Source organism: Halodesulfurarchaeum formicicum (assembly GCF_001886955.1).
Classification (GTDB): Archaea; Halobacteriota; Halobacteria; order Halobacteriales; family Halobacteriaceae; genus Halodesulfurarchaeum; species Halodesulfurarchaeum formicicum.
Window position 1 is genome coordinate 859,697 of record NZ_CP016804.1, and the last position, 19,632, is coordinate 879,328.

At 61.4% G+C, this 19,632-nt stretch carries 18 protein-coding genes; 13 read left to right on the forward strand and 5 right to left on the reverse strand.

Annotated elements, in window-relative coordinates; translation table 11 throughout:
• Positions 1 to 95 precede the first annotated feature (95 nt).
• Entirely contained in the window at positions 96 to 650 is a 555-nt protein-coding gene (locus HSR6_RS04515; RefSeq protein ID WP_148661800.1) for a DUF7344 domain-containing protein, read from the reverse strand.
• A 193-nt stretch (positions 651 to 843) separates the two neighbouring features.
• Between HSR6_RS04515 and HSR6_RS04520 the strand changes: the two genes are divergently transcribed.
• Entirely contained in the window at positions 844 to 1,641 is a 798-nt protein-coding gene (locus HSR6_RS04520) for a hypothetical protein (protein WP_071932939.1), read from the forward strand.
• Here the strand turns inward: HSR6_RS04520 and HSR6_RS04525 are convergent.
• The gene (locus HSR6_RS04525) at positions 1,638 to 2,189 is read right to left on the reverse strand and encodes a DUF7344 domain-containing protein (RefSeq protein WP_071932940.1); all 552 of its coding nucleotides are present in this window, start codon (positions 2,187 to 2,189) and stop codon (positions 1,638 to 1,640) included. The genes HSR6_RS04520 and HSR6_RS04525 overlap by 4 nt on opposite strands.
• Before the next feature lie 472 nt (positions 2,190 to 2,661).
• Here HSR6_RS04525 and HSR6_RS11105 point away from each other — a divergent pair, with 472 nt between their 5' ends.
• The 6 genes from HSR6_RS11105 (at position 2,662) to HSR6_RS10975 (ending at position 11,890) form a co-directional block, all read left to right on the forward strand.
• Positions 2,662 to 4,221 (forward strand): SipW-dependent-type signal peptide-containing protein, encoded by a 1,560-nt coding sequence (locus HSR6_RS11105; protein WP_071932941.1) that lies wholly within the window; start codon positions 2,662 to 2,664, stop codon positions 4,219 to 4,221.
• Between the two features lie 296 nt (positions 4,222 to 4,517).
• Entirely contained in the window at positions 4,518 to 5,897 is a 1,380-nt protein-coding gene (locus HSR6_RS04535) for a SipW-dependent-type signal peptide-containing protein (protein WP_071932942.1), read from the forward strand.
• A gap of 344 nt (positions 5,898 to 6,241) precedes the next feature.
• A complete protein-coding gene (locus HSR6_RS11110; RefSeq protein WP_071932943.1) occupies positions 6,242 to 7,888 on the forward strand; it encodes a SipW-dependent-type signal peptide-containing protein in 1,647 nt (548 codons plus the stop codon).
• 293 nt (positions 7,889 to 8,181) lie between these two features.
• Positions 8,182 to 9,996 (forward strand): SipW-dependent-type signal peptide-containing protein, encoded by a 1,815-nt coding sequence (locus HSR6_RS11115; RefSeq protein WP_071932944.1) that lies wholly within the window; start codon positions 8,182 to 8,184, stop codon positions 9,994 to 9,996.
• A gap of 295 nt (positions 9,997 to 10,291) precedes the next feature.
• Positions 10,292 to 11,659, forward strand: coding sequence for a SipW-dependent-type signal peptide-containing protein (locus HSR6_RS04550; RefSeq protein WP_071932945.1), 1,368 nt, complete (start codon positions 10,292 to 10,294; stop codon positions 11,657 to 11,659).
• 81 nt (positions 11,660 to 11,740) lie between these two features.
• Positions 11,741 to 11,890 carry a hypothetical protein gene (locus HSR6_RS10975; RefSeq protein ID WP_158514135.1) on the forward strand — a complete coding sequence of 50 codons (150 nt, stop codon included), beginning with the start codon at positions 11,741 to 11,743 and terminating at the stop codon, positions 11,888 to 11,890.
• A 42-nt stretch (positions 11,891 to 11,932) separates the two neighbouring features.
• Here HSR6_RS10975 and HSR6_RS04555 read toward each other — a convergent pair whose 3' ends face one another.
• On the reverse strand, positions 11,933 to 12,535 hold the full coding sequence (locus HSR6_RS04555) for a DUF7344 domain-containing protein (RefSeq protein WP_071932946.1): 603 nt from the start codon (positions 12,533 to 12,535) through the stop codon (positions 11,933 to 11,935).
• Between the two features lie 426 nt (positions 12,536 to 12,961).
• Here HSR6_RS04555 and hisC point away from each other — a divergent pair, with 426 nt between their 5' ends.
• Genes hisC through tpiA form a run of 5 tightly spaced genes read left to right on the forward strand, consistent with a single transcriptional unit; the run spans position 12,962 to position 16,377 of the window.
• A complete protein-coding gene (gene hisC, locus HSR6_RS04560; RefSeq protein ID WP_071932947.1) occupies positions 12,962 to 14,032 on the forward strand; it encodes a histidinol-phosphate transaminase in 1,071 nt (356 codons plus the stop codon).
• On the forward strand, positions 14,029 to 14,535 hold the full coding sequence (locus HSR6_RS04565; RefSeq protein ID WP_071932948.1) for an adenylate kinase family protein: 507 nt from the start codon (positions 14,029 to 14,031) through the stop codon (positions 14,533 to 14,535). The genes hisC and HSR6_RS04565 overlap by 4 nt, the downstream gene beginning before the upstream one ends.
• Positions 14,532 to 15,131 carry a CDP-alcohol phosphatidyltransferase family protein gene (locus tag HSR6_RS04570; protein WP_071932949.1) on the forward strand — a complete coding sequence of 200 codons (600 nt, stop codon included), beginning with the start codon at positions 14,532 to 14,534 and terminating at the stop codon, positions 15,129 to 15,131. Before HSR6_RS04565 ends, HSR6_RS04570 begins: the two co-directional genes overlap by 4 nt.
• A 42-nt stretch (positions 15,132 to 15,173) precedes the next feature.
• Entirely contained in the window at positions 15,174 to 15,695 is a 522-nt protein-coding gene (locus tag HSR6_RS04575; RefSeq protein ID WP_071932950.1) for a multiprotein bridging factor aMBF1, read from the forward strand.
• A gap of 43 nt (positions 15,696 to 15,738) precedes the next feature.
• On the forward strand, positions 15,739 to 16,377 hold the full coding sequence (tpiA, locus tag HSR6_RS04580; protein ID WP_071932951.1) for a triose-phosphate isomerase: 639 nt from the start codon (positions 15,739 to 15,741) through the stop codon (positions 16,375 to 16,377).
• Here the strand turns inward: tpiA and dinB are convergent.
• The gene (dinB, locus tag HSR6_RS04585; protein WP_071932952.1) at positions 16,367 to 17,590 is read right to left on the reverse strand and encodes a DNA polymerase IV; all 1,224 of its coding nucleotides are present in this window, start codon (positions 17,588 to 17,590) and stop codon (positions 16,367 to 16,369) included. The two genes, tpiA and dinB, sit on opposite strands and share 11 nt — an antisense overlap.
• Before the next feature lie 47 nt (positions 17,591 to 17,637).
• On the reverse strand, positions 17,638 to 18,405 hold the full coding sequence (locus tag HSR6_RS04590) for a GTP cyclohydrolase III (protein WP_070364819.1): 768 nt from the start codon (positions 18,403 to 18,405) through the stop codon (positions 17,638 to 17,640).
• A 198-nt stretch (positions 18,406 to 18,603) separates the two neighbouring features.
• Between HSR6_RS04590 and HSR6_RS04595 the strand changes: the two genes are divergently transcribed.
• A complete protein-coding gene (locus HSR6_RS04595) occupies positions 18,604 to 19,632 on the forward strand; it encodes an ABC transporter substrate-binding protein (RefSeq protein WP_071932953.1) in 1,029 nt (342 codons plus the stop codon).

Below are 19,632 nucleotides of genomic sequence, written 5' to 3' on the forward strand. Positions count from 1 at the left end.
ACCAGGATAACCGTCGCAAGCGAAATGCAAATCGGCCACGCCCACACGCCGACTAGCCCGAGCAATTGCCACGCAACTGACGGTTTCCCAAATAGCTAAGTACCCGAGTTCACCAGCGAGTGGCAGTCCGATACTGACGGTTGATGGGAGGCGGTGGCCTGTGCGGTGCCGATCAGTGCCAGCGCAGCGATCAGCACGAGGACGGGATACATCCACCACGCCGGAACGATCCCCTCCGCAAGAAGCATTCCCAAGGGAGCTGCGAGGACTGCCAGGACACCAGCGAGGAGATACTCGCACTCCCAGGTTTTCTCGGTGTCGACGCCGGCGTACTGTAATAGCTCCCATGTCCGCTGGTTTCTGGCGATCCGGGCCGTCCGCGCTGTGTCGTCGTACTCCACCACCCCGGCCTCAGCCAGACGTGGCACGTGGTTTTGATATAGTGCCACGTAGACACTTCGATAGTCCGCGTCCTCGACCTTGTCCGGGTCGACGTCGTTCATTCTGGAGGCGATCTCGGTGGCGACATCACTCAGTGGGACCGCCTCGCCGCGCTCGGCCAGGAGACACAACACGTGCCGACGCCGCTGGTTGCTGAGAAGCGAGAACGCGGTGTCGGGGTCCATGGCACCGGACCTAATTGTTGGCATTACCCAGGCGTATGGCTCCCAATTTGTTAGTAAACGATCTCCTGTCCAGGTTAACGGCGACCTATGGGAGTCCGACCGTTCGTTCGATCGGGACGGTTGTCCTTTCCTAACGACCGGTTGTACCTGATTCTGCAAACTGACTGCTGATTTAGTAGCTCGATTACAAAGGTAAATCGTGGGGTAGGCCTTCTCAATGGCGCTCCACTCGCAGTATCAGAACTCGCAGTATACGGGAGCGAATCGCTGTGCGAAATGTACCGTCTTCAACCTCGTCGCAACCGTGCTGGCGGCAGGGCTGATCGCGACGGCGAATTTACTGGTGGGTGCCTTCGTATTCGTGATCGGGTTGGCCTCAATCTACTTTCGGGGGTATCTGATCCCCGGGACGCCGACGCTCACGAAGCGATATCTCCCCTTGAACGTGCTCAGGTGGTTCGGCCACGAGCCGACAGCCACGGACGGCCGCGGGCCGTCGATCGAATCTGTCCTCCTCGAAGCCGGTGTTCTTCACGAGGGTGCACAGGATCTCTACATCGATCCCGACTTTCAGCAGGCCTGGCGGACCCGGGTTCAGGAACGCCGCGGAGCGGCGGACGACCAGCTGTTGGGACAAATCGGTGGGCTCGAAGCCGAGCAACTCGACCAGGCCAACGTGGAGTCGAGCGAAGACGGAGTGGCTGCAGCCGTGAGTGACGTGCAGATCGCTCGGTGGGATTCTCGTGGGGTATTTCTCGCCGACGTGGCCGCCGCTCAGGAACTCGAACAGCGCTATGGTTCCTGGGAAACCCTCAGCTTCGACGAGCGCACAGCCGTCCTGGGCGGGCTTCGGCTCTGGCTCGAATGGTGTCCGTACTGCGATGGCCGTGTCACGCTCGGCCAGGAGACCGTCGAAACCTGCTGTGACACTATCGAGGTCGTCGTTGGTGCCTGTGAGGATTGCAATCGGCGGCTGTTCGAACTCCGGGCGTCGGGTGCCCAACTGGCGGCCTAGGAGAAGAGACTTCGGACGTAGATCCAGCGCCGGGTCCAGAGCTGATAGCCAACCGAGAGGGCCAGCACAACGAGCGCAACTGTGAGGACCGGAAGCGGGTCGATCGCGGCGAAGACGGCGACCTCCATTTCGACGAGCAGTGTTACGAGCAGACTCGTCACGGCGAATAGCTGATAATACTCTCCCCAGGAAACTCCATGGGCCGGTCGGAGGTGGAGGTATCGATCGACCGCTCTGGAGTTCGTCGTCAGTCGAACGACGTTCGAGTCCTCGTCGTAGGCGACCACGTCGGCCCCTTCGAGTTTCGGAATATGGGTCTGGTGTAACGAGCTATAGACACTCTGTCGAAGGCTCTTGGTGTCGGATTCTTGATCGGCCTCCCGATGCACGATCGCGGTCGTCAATTCGTTGATGTGGGCCTCTCCGGCCCGCTCGCGCAGAAACTGCAGGGCTGCCCGACGGCGCTCGTTCCTGAGGACGTCGTGGATCTCCGGCTCGGGCAGGCCATCGCCCCGCGAGAACGCGGGGACGTGATCGACGACGCTCACGACTCCCACCCCCAGCGACTGGTGATTCGGCCCACGTGTCTCCAGGATTCGCTGGTCCGTCTCCGTAGCATGTGTCTACCCTCAACGGGGATGGCCTTTGGTATCGCTTCGTTTACCTGTGAAATGACTCCTTTTCGCTTTGGGTTACCTCCCGCTTTACCAGTTCAGTAACTTCAAGCCCTGTGGTGGCTGGGTTCGTGTGCGCGAACGAAGTCTAGAACGACCCTGTTGAGTTCCCTCTCGGTGACTCCTCAGCATTCAGGCGCGTCATACGGATGGCGTTGGAATCCCTCGCGCTGATGGGCACGGAACAATTCGGATGACCCGGCAACCCGTTACATGTTTTGGGTTAGCAATCACCAAACCCCGAATACCGGGCCGTTAGTCGACTTATCCAGTTCTTTGCAAAGGTCTTCCGGGGAGACCATTCAGTTGCTTGCTCGGCAGGCGGGTCCGCCGAGCGGAGAAACTCATGACCGAAAACGAGGATACCAACACGTTCGAGATCTCGCGGCGGAAGACACTCGCCGCACTGGGTACCATCGGTGCCGCCTCCGCGGGGGCGGGACTGGGAACATCGGCCTGGTTCAACGACACGGAGAACTTCGAGGGCAACACACTGACCGCTGGCTCACTCGATCTGAAGGTCGACTGGGAGGAGCACTACTACGATGGGTCCGCTGGCGAGGATTTCGTCAGCTGGATCGGGGCAGCGGAACGGGTTCCCGATGGGTCACAGGCCTTCCCCATGACCGCAACCGGAGCCCTTCCTCGGGCGACCGTTTCTGAGGGGGATGTCACGGCGTTCATGCAGGCGACGGCCGTCGAGGCCAACCCTGACGAAGACGGCGACAACCTCGTCGATGGTGGCCCCTACGATGAAGTGAACGACGAAACGGACGGGCAATGGGACGTCATCGCGTGTGAGGATTACCCGGACCCGGACGCACTGGAACGCCCGATGATCGAGATCGAGGACCTCAAGCCGGGGGACTTCGGCGAGGTCACCTTCAGTCTCCACCTGTGTGACAACCCGGGCTACGTCTGGATGACCGGTGAACTCCTGGAGGCCGATGAGAACGGCGTCACCGAACCCGAAGGCGCTGACCCGGCTGAGATCGACGACCTCGTCGAACTGCTCGACGTCGTTCAGACGTCCCTCTGGTACGACGAGGACTGTGACAACCAGGCGGACGGCGAGGAGACGGTCATTTTCGAGAATCTCTCCTTGCGCTCCGCGCTGGACCTGCTCTCAGGGACCGACCCCGGACTCCCGCTGAAGCCCCAGTTCGTCGATTCGGAACCCAACGGTGAGGTTGACAACCCACTTGTGGGTCCGGGAACCTGCAGCACGGAATCCACATTCGACACCGAGCACACTACTGGCGACGTGGTCACCGTGGACGAAGAGGAAGTCGAGATTTCCGGGAACCCCAAGTGTGGGGAATTCGGGCTCGAAGAAGTAATCAAGGTCGAATCCGAGGACCTGCCGGGTGACGGCAACACGGACGTCTACACCACAACCTACGGCGACATCGAGATCACCCAGAAGGGCCAGACGATCCAGTGGCGGACCGACTCCTCACCGGACGGCGAGTTCAACGAAGCGGAGGACGGCTTCTGTATGAGCAAGGTCGCTGTCAAGGGCGGTCAGTCTGGCGGCAACGTCTACAGCTACGACAACGACAACGGGAACGACAACTTCGACGACGATGCCGAGGCCGAACTAAGCAGTGGGGAGACCGAAGAATGGCTCGAAACGCCGACCGGTCAGGACATCAGTCACATTAGCTTCTGTGTCGATCCCGAGTACACCGGCTCCAACGGGAACGGTGGGAATGGGGAAGAGGAGAACGGCGAGTGCTTCGAGAACTCCACGACCCAGTGCATCGGCTTCGAGTGGTGGGTCCCGGCCGATACGGGCAACGAGATCCAGTCGGATCGTGCCGTCTTCGACCTGGGCTTCTACACCGAGCAGTGCCGCCACAACGACGGGTCGGGGACGCAAGTCTCAGAGGGAAATAGCAGCTAGATTTCCCCCATCTCGGACCACGCTGTAACCAGCGTGGGTTTCAAACCTGTTTTCGTTTCGACCGATTGAACCCAACAGCTCGGACGTGACCAAACTCATCTATCCCTACCCAAGCTGGTCACGTTGAGATCGCGCCGATATTTTTGATTCGTTATGAGCTCCGACGAAGACCAATTAGAGCCCGCCAAACCCGTCTATTGGCTCGTTATTGCAGTAATTCGGCTCCTTGCAAAGGTCACCCACGTTGTAGGAGCGAGTGGACATCCGGGGTCGAAAACTGTCCGGGTGTGAGAACAATGTCAAAGGACGACAACAACACGTTCGAGATTTCGCGGCGGAAGACACTCGCCGCACTGGGTACCATCGGTGCCGCCTCCGCGGGGGCGGGACTGGGAACGAGCGCTTGGTTCAACGACACCGAAACGTTCGATAACAACATCGTCACGGCGGGAACTCTGGACCTCATCGTCAACTACTACTCCTGGTGGGACCAGGGAATGGCCGGATCGGGATCGGTTTCCGGCACAGCCGATGGTGAGGCGGTCACGGCCGAATTATCAGACGTCAAGCCTGGTGACAACGGCCGCATTGTCCTCTCGCCACGGATCGAGACCAACCCGGCGTATCTGTGGCTCTGTGGCGAACTGACCGCCAACGACGAGAACGGCCTCACCGAACCCGAGGCACTCGTCGACGACACCGGCGGTGACCCTGGTGAGTGGCAGGGCGAACTCGCCCAGAGCATCGATGTCACCGTTGGGTATTGTGACATCCAGATGGATGGTGGCGACTTGGGACCGAACGACGTCAGCACCGAACAGGAGATTTGGACCGGATCGCTTGCGGACTTCCTGATGGCCATCGAGGCTGGTGTTCCCCTCGATGGGGGCTCGGGAGTTCCTGAGGAGGGTAGCTTCTTCGAGCCAGGAGATCAGTCCTGCTTCGCGGGGACCGAAGACGAGGGTGACACACCTTCGCTCTGTCTCGAGTGGGAGGTGCCGGGTGAAGAGGTCGGTAACGAGATCCAGGGCGACTCACTCGAATTCGATCTCCAGATGTACGCCGAACAGTGCCGGCACAACGACGGCACTACGAACCCGTGTGCGCCAGCGCGTACGGTCTCGACAGGTGATGGGTTCAGCGACATTTCGTTCGAGAAGGCGCTGAACATGCAGGCACTCGCCCGCGGTGGCTCCGGTCGCGGGGAGATACAGGTCCACGGCGACAGCGGCGGTGTTGAGGACACCAACGTGTACGGTAGCGATACCTACCCGAGTAACACCGATATTCCGTTCACCGCGGAGATTGATCCTACAGCGCAGACTGCTTCGCTGACCGTGAACGAAGTGACCGTGACAGACGACGACGTAACAGACGGCGACGCGAACGGCGATTCGACGGGCGACCCCGAGTGGCCGAGCGGCGTTCCCGACTACATCGACGTCTCAATCAACGCCAGCAGCGCCTCCGGGAACGACGTCACGACGGTCGTCGAGGACGTCGTGATCAACGGCTCGCCCGTCTCCACGTCGATTAGCGAGAACGACGGCAAGGAGTACCTCGCCGTGACGAACGTCGACGCCTCCAGCACCGCCACCGTCGAGGGGACAATCCGCTTCGAAGGTTCGCAGAGCGACTACACCACCGAGGACTGGGTCGGCATCGACTTCCGCTGACCGACACCGGAAGCCACGACCTGCACTCTGACCCATCCGGGTAGGCCGGGCGCTTCCGGCGTCCGCGGCGGTTCGACTCCGCCGGTGGGCTTTCTCCTGTCTGTGAAGGTTGAATCACACATCGAACAGACCCGCACTCGCTCGACCACGGAGACACGTCGTTTCGATTTTTGAATCAGCTGAGACGGGACACTTCTCGATCCATACATCCGTCAAAGGAATTCGGCGACGGCCGAGCAGATTCCCAATAATCGCCTGTTATCCAATTAACGCAGGTCTTTGCAAAGGTCTCCCCTGCCATATTCGCGTGTGTACACCCGGTCACGATCACGGGTGTGAGAACAATGTCAGAGGAAGACAGCAACAACACGTTCGAGATTTCGCGGCGAAAGACACTCGCCGCGTTAGGTACCATCGGTGCCGCCTCCGCGGGGGCGGGACTGGGAACGAGTGCGTGGTTCAACGATACAGAGTCATTCGAGAATAATACGATCTCGGCCGGCGACCTCGACCTGAAAGTTGATTGGCAGCAGACCTACAACGGACCGCACCCGGAAACGGGAGAGATCGGATGGCATCCTGTCAACGCGTATCCGGATACTGATGGTGATGGTCTCCAGGACCTCAACGGCGTCAGGTACTCCGGTGCGGGGGACGTGGATCCAGTATTCGATGCGGCTGATATTCCCGGCTGTTGTGACTGTGAAGAGGGTGAATACTACCTGACCTTCGGTGGCGAATCGTACTGTATCGAACCGTTGAGTGGGGTGGGGAGTGTCGAAGACTTTTACGACTACGTCGGGACTGGAGGTGCGGTCGAGTACTCCTCCCAAAACGATGCAATTCAGCGAGAAGATGCGAGCGTCATTTTCCTTTACGAAGATGGTGATGGGAATCTCAGCCTCGTCTTTGTCAACGATGCATACACGAACGAGGACGGCGGAAGCGCTGCCTCGTTTACCATAGAGGGGGCTCCCCAGGACACCGGTTGGTTGGTCGGAGATGGTGAATGGAAGGTCAAAGATGACACTGAGGGCGACCTCAATCAAGGATTCGAGCAGTACGAAGAGTGGGAGATCGACTGGGCATGGGGCCCCGATCGGACAGACGGGGGAGCAATTGGCTACTTCGAAGATGACTTCGCTATCGAAATCTCGCCTTCCTTCAACGGTGCGGCCGACCGAGACCAACTCGGTTCGGGCCAAATCGAAGAGCTGGTCGTTCTGAGTGGCGGGAGTGGACTCGGAGACGGCTCTGACGAGATCCTCCTTAGAGACGGGATTGGCGATGAGGCAGTAGGTCCCATTGCACTTCACAGTGCATGCGGCATCGAAAGCGGTGAGGAACTTCCGGAGGACGTCTTCACCAGCGATCTCTACCCCGACCAGGAACACCTCATCGAGTTCGCCGACCTCAAGCCAGGCGACGAGGGCGAGGTCACCTTCAGCCTCCACCTGTGTGACAACCCTGGCTACATCTGGATGAACGGCCAGCTCGTCAGTGCTTCCGAAAACGGCGTGACCGAACCCGAGGCCGCGGCAGAGGGCGAAGAGGAAGACGTCGTCGAACTCCTCGACAAAGTCGAAGTCACGCTCTGGTACGACACGGACTGTGACAACGAACTCGGGGATGAGGAAGAGATCATCGCCGACGGAATTCCGCTTCGGGACGCCCTCGATGCCCTCTCGCAGAACGGGGGCCTTGGCATTCCGCTCGACGGCGACCGCAGTACGGAGTTCGACGAACTCGAGGACGCCGCGGATGACGAGAATCGCGATCCCTTCGAGAACTCCACCACCCAGTGCATCGGCTTCGAGTGGGAGCTGCCGGGTGAGGAGGTCGGGAACGAGATCCAGACCGACAGCGCCGTCTTCGATCTGGGCTTCTACACCGAGCAGGCCCGCCACAACGACGGTGCGGGACAATCCATCGACGAGAACGACACTCAGGATGGGGACCACGGCACCGACGAAAACGGAACTGGGGTCTGATCAACTCGAAACTGCGCCGTAGCCAGCGTGGTTTTCGAACCCGTTCCCTTCCGGCCGGTTGACTACAACGGCACGGACGTGATCGAACCCACGAATCCCCTACCCAAGGCGGTCACGTCTTTTTTCTTGGCTATTCCCGATTGTTTCGAACCTCGACTAACGAGTCGTTAGCTCCCACGAAACGCGTCTACCAGCACGTTATTCGCCGTTATTCGGCCCTTTGCAAAGGTGGAGGCTTCCCATGGTGTACCTGTTCACTCGGTGGCCGATTTGGGCCCCGGGTGATGCAAACCATGTCAGAGGAAAACAACACGTTCGAGATATCGCGGCGGAAGACACTCGCCGCGTTAGGTACCATCGGTGCCGCCTCCGCGGGGGCGGGACTGGGAACGAGCGCCTGGTTTAGTGATACGGAAACGTTCGAAGGTAACACGATCACGGCTGGCGAACTCGACCTCAAGGTCGACTGGGAGGAGCACTACTACGACGGCAGTAGTGGTCGGGAGTTCGTCTCCTACAGCGAGCCTGCGGATGGAGACCACGTTGCGCTGCCCGATCCGGAGGATCCCCAGGTGTGGGTCCCTCGTGATGAGTTGGGTGAGTTCATGAACGCGACAGCCCTGGAGGCGTTCCCCGACCCAGACGGAGACGGGATCCAGGAAATGGAGTACGAAGGGATGGACGGTCTGTGGACCTACGATCCCTGTTCAATGGGTGCGGATACGCCCCAAGACCTCGACCCCAAGATTGCGAACGCTCTTCGGACTGATAATGGGGATACGTACGACGACGGGGCAGGAGAGTACAAACCGCTCATCGCCCTGGACGACGTCAAGCCGGGTGACTTCGGCGAACTCACCTTCAGCCTTCATCTGTGTGACAACCCAGGATACCTGTGGATGCAGGCGGGGAACGTCACATGGTGGGAAAACGGCACGACTGAGCCCGAGGCTGAGGCAGACGATGAGACTGGTGGGTCAATGCAAAACAACACGGACGGAGCGGACATCGAATTGGCCGACGCCATCAAGACTGTTTGGTGGTACGACGCGCGCGGGGACAACGTCATTCAGGACTGCGGCGAGGAAACGCTCTACCTCACCGACAGTGTCAGTGGTTCGGATACCCCGACGAGGCTCTTTGAAGTCACTCTGACGGGGGGTAACGCCGAGCTAGTTGAGCTCTACGAGGACGATACGGGCAACTTCAACCAGACTGACGCAATCGCGGCGACGCTCAATGGTGATGCCATCCTCTTCTTCGACAAGAGCTCACACCACCTCGGACGGTACAACATCGGTTCTGATACCTTCGAGGATCTGGGTGAGGTCGACGGGGCAACTGGTGGAATCGTCCTCGCTGGACATTCCCCATCCGGAACACTCTGGGCAGCGTCTCAGGACGACGACAACCTGTACACGATCGATCCGTCTGGCCCGTCGATGACTGCGATGGGCGACACCGGGATCGATATCCAGGGTGCGGACCTCGTGTTCGCCGCGGACGGCACGATGTACATCTGGACGGCTGCGACTGACGAAGCCGGCCTCTACAAGGTCGATGACCCGGCAAGTGACACGACCGCTGAGCCAGTGGACGAGGCCAACATTGGTGACTTCACCGAGACCATCACTGGGCTCGCGATCCGTGGGAGTGGAACGGGTCAACTGGTCGGTTCCGATCGTGAGAACGACGCGATCGTCACCATCGACCGGACTGATGGGAGTATCATCGAGAGCTACCCCATGCAGGTGGGGGACGAGGCCTACGATTACGACTACGGTGACATGACTTCGGGCAAGTTCTGTGGCGAAGTCTTCCACCGTGGAACCCTCGGCGGCGATCTCGCAGCGCTCAGTAACGGCAATGGCATCCCACTGGACGGGAATCGTGCCACGCCGTTCGATGAGATCGAGGGCGAACCGGCAAGCGACGATCGTGACACGTTCGTCCCGGGTGTGAACCACTACGTCGGATTCGCGTGGTACGTGCCACCCGAAGTCGGCAACGAGATCCAGACCGACGCCGTCGAATTCGATCTGGGCTTCTACACCGAACAGGCCCGCCACAACGACGGTGCGGGCATGGAGAACGAGAACGAGGCCTGATCGATCCGAAACCACGCTGTCCCCAGCGTGGTTTTCGAACCCGTTCCCTTCCGGGCGGTTGACTACAACGGTACGGACGTGATCGAACCCACCCATCCCCTACCCAAGGCGGTCACGTCAAATCTCGCCGTTGTTGTCTAATTTTCCCCATGATTCAAATCTCGAAAACCGTTATCGCTCCTCAAAACCTGGCTACTGGTACGTTATTCTTCGTTATTCGGCACTTTGCAAAGGACTCCCACGCTGTAGGTGTGAGTGGACACCTGGGGTGGAACACCGCCCGGGTGTGAGAACAATGTCAGAGGAAAACAACTCGTTCGAGATTTCGCGGCGAAAGACACTCGCCGCACTGGGTACCATCGGTGCCGCCTCCGCTGGGGCGGGACTGGGAACGAGCGCCTGGTTCAGTGATACGGAAACATTCGAAGGTAACACGATCACGGCCGGCGAACTCGACCTCAAAGTCGATTGGCGGCAGACCTACACCGGCCCGAACGGAACGGAGCTGGTCAACGCCTACCCCGGGGGGAACGGTGAAGGGATGGACTTCGAGTGTAGCGACCTCGAGAGCGGTGACGACCTTCCCGAGGGTGTGTTTGGCGACCAAGAGCACCTCGTCGAACTCGACGACGTCAAACCTGGCGACGAAGGTGAGATCACCTTCAGCCTGCACCTCTGTGACAACCCAGGGTACCTCTGGATGACCCTGGAGAACATTGCCCAGGGGCCTGGCGAGACACCGGAACCAGAGCCGGAGCCGGATGAAGGCGAACTTGCCGAGAACCTCTACCTCGAAATCTGGAAGGAATCGGACTGCAACAACGAGCTCAATGATGAAGAGCCTGTGATCCTCGGCGAAGGAGATGGCGTCCACACGGATCCTGTTACCCTCGCGCAGGCGAAGGAGGAACTCGCGTACGAGGATGGCATGATCGTGCTAAGCGGGGACGGGCTCAACGGCTGGAACATTCCGGCCGGTGCCGCCTCCCGCACCTGCTTCGAGGGTGATGAACAGCACTGTATCGGCGTTCGCTGGTGGATTCCTGAGACGGTCGGAAACGTCATCCAGGGGGACACCCTCGAGTTCGACCTGGGCTTTTACACCGAGCAATGCCGGCACAACCAGGGCTGTGCGCCGCGTGACATCGGTCTGAACACGGGCGACGGTGGCTGGGAGATCACTGATGGCCCACAGACTGGTACGGCTATGGTCCAGACGCCTCATGCAGAATGGATCGAGCCGTCCGATGAGTGTGCCTGGATCGCGCCGCCGGAGGAAGACGGAAACACTGACGCGAACGGGGATCAGGACCCACAGGGGACCTACACCTTCGAGACGGACTTCGAAGTGGATCTGCAGGAGACCCCGGCCGGCGATGGGCCCTGCAAGCTCAAGTTCGACGCCGCCACGGACAACACTGCAACGTTCTACCTCGATGACCAGGAACTCGGCGAGATCACTGGCCCGAGTTCCGACCCGGACAAGGGCTTCAAGGCCCTGGAAACCTTCGAGAAGGAGATCACTGCCGGCGAACACACGCTCGTTGCCGAGGTTGAAAACGCCGAAGCTGGTGGCTCCGGCTGGGACAACCCCGTCGGGCTGTTGGTCTGTGGCGGCGTGGCGTGTGGCTGTGAGGAAGAGAGCTCGGACCAGAATAGCTAATCGAACCAGCCCGAACCCGGGTTCGTTGGTCGTGGTTTTCGACCCGACCGGTTCCCGGTGATTCCAATTTCGGCCCAACCAATGCCAAGCACCACACGTTCCCTCGACGAAATCGAGTCCTCGCTCGAGCAGGCACTCGAAGAAGCCGAGGCGCCAGAGACGCGGTACCAGATCCGGGAAAGCCTCCAGCAACTCGAAGTCCTCTGGGAAGCGGATTCCAGGGACCGGTGAGTCGCCCCCCAATTTTCAAGCGGCCAGAAGTGTCCCAACTCGCTACCAGGGCAATGCCCCGAGCAGTCCCGAGTTGGACGGCACGTCGAAGACGGCGATGCCCATGAGAACGATAACGACGAGAATCGAGACCGCCGCCAGAAGCCGGAACATGAGTGGATCGACGACTGATGGGGCCGACCCGACGGTGAGCATAACCGCGAGCAGGATCGATCCGGCGAGCGAGGAACTCGCTCTGAATAACTTCGAATCGGGTTCGACCGAGTCCTCGCGCTTGAGCACCGACAGGAACTCCTCGATGTCCGCCCCCTGCTCGACAGTCCCGCGGTCCTGATCGTAGACCACGGCCCCCGCGGAGTCGAGTTTCGGCAGGTGACTCTGGTACAGCGAGATGTAGACCCGCTTTCGTTGCTTCGAGTGCAACTCCGACCGGGTAATGTCGTTCTCGACCGCCGCAACGTGTTCGGCGAGCGTTCCGATATCGGTCGGTGCCTTCTCCTCGTCTAGGTAGCGAAGGATTAACCGTCGGCGCTGGTTCTGTAGCACGCCGAAAATCTCGTCCAACCGCGGTGGCTGGTCCGCCGTCAGATCGTCGAGTTCTGGTGCTTCCGTCGTCTCCTCGGTGACTGTTTCGGCGACGGTCATTTCCTGACCACCAGGGTACCCCAACTGTGTCGCTCCGTCCGTGGTAGATGCAGTAAGTGGGACCTTGCCGGATTTGCGACCGGCCACGTCCGATTGCCCGCCCGACTGTCCGACGGATGTCTGACTGTCTGTGCTCGATAACCCCCCCTGCGTGTGACCAGTTGCTTGCTCTCCCCTCTCATGGTTAACCCCCGACTACACAAATTATTGGAGGCACAATAACTCTTTCCCCAATTGGTTATTCTAGCGTTTACGAGGAATAGGCGGCCTAAGGTGCTTGTTTTGGTTGATTTATACCAGTAGTACATATGTGATTCGGCAGTCTTGATCGCCCGCCACCGAGCGCAGTAATTGATTACCTTTGCGGTGGCCTTCGGGAGCCCGGATGTGAGCACTCTTAAGGGTCAGGACCGATTTCGAACGCGCATGGAACCCAGGGATCTCTCCGATCACACCGAGTACGTCGCGGGACAGGGCATCGAGGAAGTCGCCCGCGAACTGGGGAGAGAGCCCGACGAACTCGTCAAACTCGCCTCGAACGAGAACCCGCATGGACCCAGTCCGGCCGCGGTCGAGGCGATCCAGGACCTCGCGCCGGCGGTCCACCACTACCCCAAATCAGCCCACACCGACCTCACCGCGGTGCTGGCCGAGAAGTGGGCTGTCGAACCACCGCAGATCTGGCTGTCGCCTGGTGGCGACGGGGCCCTGGATTACCTCGCGCGGGCGATGCTCGAACCTGGAGATGCCGTTCTCGTTCCCGACCCAGGATTTGCCTACTACGAGATGTCCGCTCGCTTTCACCATGGACGGGTCAATCGCTACGAGATCGACGGCGAGGACTTCTCGCTCACGCCCGATACCGTGCTGGACGCCTACGACGGCGAACGGATCGTCTACCTGACGAGCCCACACAACCCAACTGGGAGTCGGTTCTCGGTGGCGGCAATTCGGGAAATCGCGGACCGAACTGACGAGGACACGCTGCTGGTGGTCGACGAGGCGTACGGCGAGTTCGCGACCGGGACGAGTGCACGCACCCTTTTGGGGAACCGGGACGACATCGCCGTGTTACGAACCTTCTCGAAGGCGTACGGGCTGGCAGGGCTCAGGCTCGGCTATGCTATCGTTCCGGAGGCGTGGGCTTCGGCCTACGCCCGCGTGAACACGCCCTTCGCAGCGAGTTCGATCGCCTGTCACGCTGGCTTGGCGGCTCTGGAAGACGACCGGCACGTCGACCGAACGGTCGAGACTGTGGAGTGGGCGCGAGCGTACATGCGCGCAGAGATCGACGCGCCAGTTCACGAGAGCCACGGGAACTTCGTCATGGTCGAAGTTGGAGACGGGACGACTGTCGCGGACGAGCTTCGCGAGCGCGGGATCATCATCCGCGATCTGACGAGTTTCGGCCTGCCCGAGTACGTTCGGATCACCGCTGGAACTGAATCGGAGACCAAACAAGCTGTCTCGGCGCTTAACGAGGTCCTAACCACATGAGAGTGGCCGTGACTGGAACGCCCGGCACGGGCAAGACGACCGCGACAAAGCGTGTCGAGACCGACCTCGATATCGTGCACCTCAACGAGGTCATTCGGACCGAGGGCCTTCACGACGGCACGGACGACGACCGTGGCAGCCTGCTGGCTGATTTCGACGCGATCGACGAGTATCTCGCGGGGAAGACGGACCTGCTCGTCGAGTCCCACCTGGCCCATCACTTCGACGCGGAGCGTGTCGTCGTCCTTCGGTGTGATCCGGAGACGCTCGAAGAGCGACTGCGCGAGCGGGGCGAGTCCTCGGCCTCGGCCCGGGAGAACGCGGAAAGCGAAGCCCTTGATGTTATTCTCTCGGAGGCAGTCACCGCCCACGGCGAGAACGCCGTCTACGAGATCGAGACGACCCACCAGACCCCCGAGGAGACGGCTCGGGCCATCGAAGCAGTGATCGCGGGCGACCGCGAACCGAGTGCTGGAACGGTCGATTATACGGACTATCTATGACACTCGACCGATTCAGACCGGTCGCGGATCGGCTGCTGGAGCCATTCGTTCGCACGTCGAAGGCTGTGGGGCTCACCCCCGACGGTATCAGCGCCATCGCCTTCGCCGTGGCGGTGGCGGCGGGCCTCGCTTTTCTCCTCGCCAGGCCGGCCTGGTACGTCGTCGGGGCACTGTTCGTCGCGCTCAACGGCTGGCTTGATCTCCTCGATGGCGCGCTCGCACGGGAACTATCGACAGACTCCCCGGCTGGTGACCTTCTCGATCACGTCCTGGACCGGTACGCCGACGTGGTGATCGTCGCGGGCCTGGCCGGTGGTATCGGGCAGTACGCGCTGGGATTCGCGGCAGTGACCGGCGTGTTGCTCACCTCCTACCTGGGGACCCAGATCGAAGCCGTGGGGCTCGAACGCGAATACGGCGGGCTCCTCGGGCGGGCCGACAGACTCGCCCTGGTTGGAATCGTCGGGGTCCTGGCAGCGATCCAGCCGACACTCGGGGGCTACTCGGTGGTCGCGCTGTTGCTCGGGCTCTTTGCCGTGGTGGGGCATTTGACCGCCATCCAGCGGTTCTACGGCGCGTGGCGCGCGCTCCGGTGACGGGGTCGCATCCTTTAAGGCCGGTGGCGAGTAAGCCACGGTATGGTTCAGTGCGAGATGTGCGGCGCCGAGACCGCGAGTCCGAAGACGGTCAAAATCGAGGGCGCCGAGTTGCAGGTCTGTGCTGACTGTGCCGAGTTCGGCACGGAGGTCACGACCCAGGACGCCGGCAGCACCTCGACGAAGTACTCGACCAGCTCGACGGGTAAGAGCGGGTCGAGTTCGGGCGGATCAACGAGTTCCGGCCGCTCTGGCGGTCGCCGTCGGGACCTCTACGACGAGATGGAGGAACTCGCCGAGGATTACGACACCCGCATCCGGAAGGCCCGCGAGGGCGCGGATCTCACCCAGGAGGAACTCGCCAATGAGATCAACGAGAAAGTGAGCCTGATCCGGAAGATCGAGCACGGTGACATCCTCCCCAGCGACGACGTCCAGTCGAAACTCGAGGGCTACCTGGGGATTGTGCTGACGGCCGCCGCGGAGGCAAGCGACGAGGACTGGGACTCCGGCGGGGCGGACTCCGGATTGACTCTCGGTGACATGGTCGAACGGAAGGACTGATCCAACCAGCAATCTTTTTCGCGGTCGAACCAGTTCCGCCGGTATGTTCGTCCTCGTCAACCTGAAGGCCTACGACGCCGACCCGGTCGAGGTAGCCAGCGCAGCAGCCGACGTCGACGCCGAAAGCGACACCGACGTCGCCATTGCGCCCCAGACAGCAGATCTCGCGGCCGTCGCCGACACCGGCGCCGAGACCTGGGCCCAGCACACCAGCCCCGTCGAATCGGGCAGTCACACTGGCCAGCCACTCGCGGAGGGGCTGGCGCGAAACGGCGCGGTCGGAACGCTCATCAACCATTCGGAGCGCCGGCTCTCCCTGGCGGACATCGACGGTGCGATCGCGGCTGCCGAGCGCGCCGGGCTTGAGACGGTCGTCTGTGCGAACAACCCCCATCAGATCGCGGCGGTGGCCGCGCTCGGCCCGGACGCGGTCGCCATCGAGCCCCCGGAACTCATCGGAACCGGGACGCCGGTCAGTCAGGCCGACCCGGCGATCGTCCGCGACGCCGTCGAAGCCGCCGAATCGGTCGATCCCGACATCGATGTGTACTGTGGGGCCGGGATCAGCACGGCAGCGGACGTCGAGGCGGCCGCAGACCTCGGTGCTGACGGTGTCTTGCTGGCGAGTGGCGTCGCGAAAGCCGACGACCCGGCGACGGCCCTCCAGGAACTCATTCAGTAGGCTCAGATCGATCGAAGGATTCGATTCGTGCCTGCCCGCGGATTTCGGTCGAGGAATCCCCCGACTCGTGGGCCGTCCGATCCGTCCACGATGCCAGGTCGGCCTGGTCGTTGTCCGCGAAGCTCAAATTCGACACACGAACGCCGAGTTTGCGGACGGATTTCCCTTCGAATTCGTCGAACAGCGTCTGGGCGGTCTCTGCGACCAGTGGCGGTTCGTCGACTGGGCCACTGAGCGAGCGCTCCCGGGTGTGCAACTCGTAGGGCGGCTCGATGACTTTGATCCCGATCGTGCGGTAGAGCGCGCCTTTTTCGGTGGCACGGGTGGCGACCGCCCCCGCTAGTTCGTCGATGCGCGCTCGTGCCCGCTCGATGTCCGCAGTTGGCTGGCTGAACGAGGACTCCCGGGAGAGGCTCTTGGGCCGGCCACGGGCCTCGACCTCTCGTTCGTCGATTCCCCGGGCCCGGAGGTGAAGTTCTCGCCCCCGTTCGCCGAACTGATCGGTGATCGTCTCCAGATCCGCCGCGGCCAGATCGCCGATGGTGTCGATCCCCATCTCGTGAAACGTGCTGGCGCTTTTCGGCCCCACACCGTGGAGATCCTCGATCGGGAGCGGATCGAGGAATTCACGCAATTCCGCTGGCGGAACGACGGTGAGCCCGTCCGGTTTGTCGTGATCAGAGGCGATCTTGGCGGCGCTCATATTCGGGGCGACGCCCACGCTCGCGGGCACGCCGACTTCCCGGGCGATCCGCTGTTTGACGTGGCGGCCGAATCCCTCGGCGACCTCCCAGGCGGTTCGATCGGTCACGTCCAGGTAGGCCTCGTCGATGCTGACCTCCCGGACGGCGTCGGCCAGCTCGTGAAGGATCGCCTTCACGTCGGCCGAGACGTCCTCGTAAAACTCCAGATCGACCGGGCGGTAGTACCCGACCGGCTCCGTGTCGGGGTTCCTGGCGGTCCGGGGGAGCAAGTCGAGCGCTTTCGAGATCGGCTGGGCGCTCTCGACGCCGTGCTCGCGGGCCTCGTAACTCGCGGTTGCGACTGCGCCAATCGTCTCCCCCGGCTCGTAGCCCATTCCGACGACGACGGGTTTGCCTTCCAGTTCGGGATTCTGCAATCGCTCGCAGGCGGCGTAGAAGGCGTCCATATCTACGTGGAGGATAATGGATCGCTCCTCGTGTTCGGTTCCTGGAAGCCGCCCCGCTGGCATACGAGCCACTCGGAGCTACGGCCCCTTAACTTGCCGTTTCGACCGACTCAATCGGCCAGAGACCCCTCGACGCGGGTCCCCTCTTCGCGACAGACTTCGAGCCCGTGTTTTGCGGCCATGCCGGCGTCGTGGGCGGTCGATCCGGCGCCGACCCCGACCTGGAGTGTCACGTTGGCGGTCGATTCGACGTGTTCGATGATGGCCTCGTACTCGGGGGTTTCGAGTTCCGGACAGACCGCGATGACGTTGTCGCCGCCGACGAAGAAGGCCAGGCCGCCGTACTCGTCGTGGAGATGCCGCATGAGTGTGGCATACCCCTGTTCGATATGAATGAACGTGGAGAAAGCATCGAGTTGGTCGGTGTACTTGCCCGTCGCGTCGATCACGTCGAAATGCGCGATCTGTATGTCCTCGTCGGTGCGTTCGGTTGGATTGAGGGTACTACCCAGCAGGACTTCGCGGCGGTCCTGATCCTGGGCGCTTCCCTGTTCCTGGAGGCGAGTAGTCGCCTCGACGAGCGCTTCGGCCGGCGTTTCGCCCAGTCCGATCCCCATACTGATCGTGACCGGATAGCGATTGCCGATGGATTCCTGGATCCGTGCGTGATCCGGGACATCCATCCCGTTGGTCACCGCGATGATGTTGTCAAACCGGGTGAAAAAGGCGTACCCGCCGTGGGCCCCGATCTGCTGGGAGAGGTCGGCGAACAGGCGTGACTGAAGGGTCTGGAGGTCGGTCTCCCGCCGGGGTGCTGGGGTGACTGTCCACGGGCCGTAATTGTCGATCTGAATCAGGGTGACCTGCGTGTTCGTCACAATACGTGTACGTACTCGTGATTGGGGTTAACTTGTACGATATCGATCGCCGTCGAACTGCCGGTTCGCCAGCGGAAGGGCCCTGTATCGTTCACACCGGCCCGCGCCCCCGGCCTAATGTTACTGAAAGTAGTTACATACGTGTTCAAGTGAACGTATATCCGTTACGTTTATGGCGAGAACGGCCGAAACTCGGGTATGATGAAACGGCGTGGATTTCTCGCTGGCCTCGGCGCGGTGGGAAGCGCGGCCGTCGCTGGCTGTACGACATCTGGTGGGACCACTGGGGGAGACACCACCCTGAAACTCGCCTACGACGCGGCCCCACCACACTTCCAGGCCATCGTGATGGATCAAAAGGGCTGGTTCGACGCGATGACTGCTACCGTGGACCGCGAGACGGCCAGTTGCAAGAGCATCGTCCAGTTGCTCGTTTCCGGGAAGGCCGACGTCGGCATGATCGGAATCATCCCGGCTCTGGTCGCTGCGGATTCGGAGACCCCGCTGTCGATCGTCTCCGCGAGTTCCAAAAACGCCTTCGTGGTGTTGATCGAGGAGAGCGTGGCCGATCTGTTCGAGACCGATTCGGGTGGATTCGCCGAGTTCGCTCAGGAGACGGGCCGGAAGTTCAAGCTCGGCACGTACGCCAAAGGGACCGTTTCGGACATCACGGCCCGGTACTGGATCAGCGAGGTGCGTGGGGCGTCTCTGGAGGATGTCGAGCTGGTCCCCCTGGATGGCCCCGGTGCGAACCGACAGGCACTCCTCGCGGGCGAGGTCGATGGTTCGGTGATTCCCGAACCGACCCCGACGCTAATCGAGGAGCGGACCGACGCCCCCTATCGACGCGTCACCCAGGTCGGCTCGTTCATCCCCGGTGAGCCGGCCGGCGTCACCGTCGTGCGCGACGAGTATGCCGCAGACAATCCCGAGGCCGTCGAGGAATTCGTCACCAGACACGCCGAAGCGACGGCGTTCATCCGGGACGAGCGGGAGCAGGCCGCGTCGTACATGAGTAATGTTTACGGCGGCGACAATGGGCTGGATGTCTCGACGGCCCGGAAGGCCCTTGATTCACCGGCCACCCAGTACCTCACTGACCCCCGGGAAGTCATGGACGGGACCGAGGTTCTGGCCGAGTACGCATCGCGTCTCGGCAAGACCGACTCGGTTCTCGAGGTGACTGACCTCTTCGATACCTCCTACTACGAACAGGCGGTGGCGTGA

Coding starts and splice junctions, on each gene's coding strand:
- HSR6_RS04515 (WP_148661800.1), bottom strand. CDS start 650: ATGCCAACAATTAGGTCCGGTGCCATGGACCCCGACACCGCGTTCTCG.
- HSR6_RS04520 (WP_071932939.1), top strand. CDS start 844: ATGGCGCTCCACTCGCAGTATCAGAACTCGCAGTATACGGGAGCGAAT.
- HSR6_RS11105 (WP_071932941.1), top strand. CDS start 2,662: ATGACCGAAAACGAGGATACCAACACGTTCGAGATCTCGCGGCGGAAG.
- HSR6_RS04535 (WP_071932942.1), top strand. CDS start 4,518: ATGTCAAAGGACGACAACAACACGTTCGAGATTTCGCGGCGGAAGACA.
- HSR6_RS11110 (WP_071932943.1), top strand. CDS start 6,242: ATGTCAGAGGAAGACAGCAACAACACGTTCGAGATTTCGCGGCGAAAG.
- HSR6_RS11115 (WP_071932944.1), top strand. CDS start 8,182: ATGTCAGAGGAAAACAACACGTTCGAGATATCGCGGCGGAAGACACTC.
- HSR6_RS04550 (WP_071932945.1), top strand. CDS start 10,292: ATGTCAGAGGAAAACAACTCGTTCGAGATTTCGCGGCGAAAGACACTC.
- HSR6_RS10975 (WP_158514135.1), top strand. CDS start 11,741: ATGCCAAGCACCACACGTTCCCTCGACGAAATCGAGTCCTCGCTCGAG.
- HSR6_RS04555 (WP_071932946.1), bottom strand. CDS start 12,535: ATGACCGTCGCCGAAACAGTCACCGAGGAGACGACGGAAGCACCAGAA.
- hisC (WP_071932947.1), top strand. CDS start 12,962: ATGGAACCCAGGGATCTCTCCGATCACACCGAGTACGTCGCGGGACAG.
- HSR6_RS04565 (WP_071932948.1), top strand. CDS start 14,029: ATGAGAGTGGCCGTGACTGGAACGCCCGGCACGGGCAAGACGACCGCG.
- HSR6_RS04570 (WP_071932949.1), top strand. CDS start 14,532: ATGACACTCGACCGATTCAGACCGGTCGCGGATCGGCTGCTGGAGCCA.
- HSR6_RS04575 (WP_071932950.1), top strand. CDS start 15,174: ATGGTTCAGTGCGAGATGTGCGGCGCCGAGACCGCGAGTCCGAAGACG.
- tpiA (WP_071932951.1), top strand. CDS start 15,739: ATGTTCGTCCTCGTCAACCTGAAGGCCTACGACGCCGACCCGGTCGAG.
- dinB (WP_071932952.1), bottom strand. CDS start 17,590: ATGCCAGCGGGGCGGCTTCCAGGAACCGAACACGAGGAGCGATCCATT.
- HSR6_RS04595 (WP_071932953.1), top strand. CDS start 18,604: ATGATGAAACGGCGTGGATTTCTCGCTGGCCTCGGCGCGGTGGGAAGC.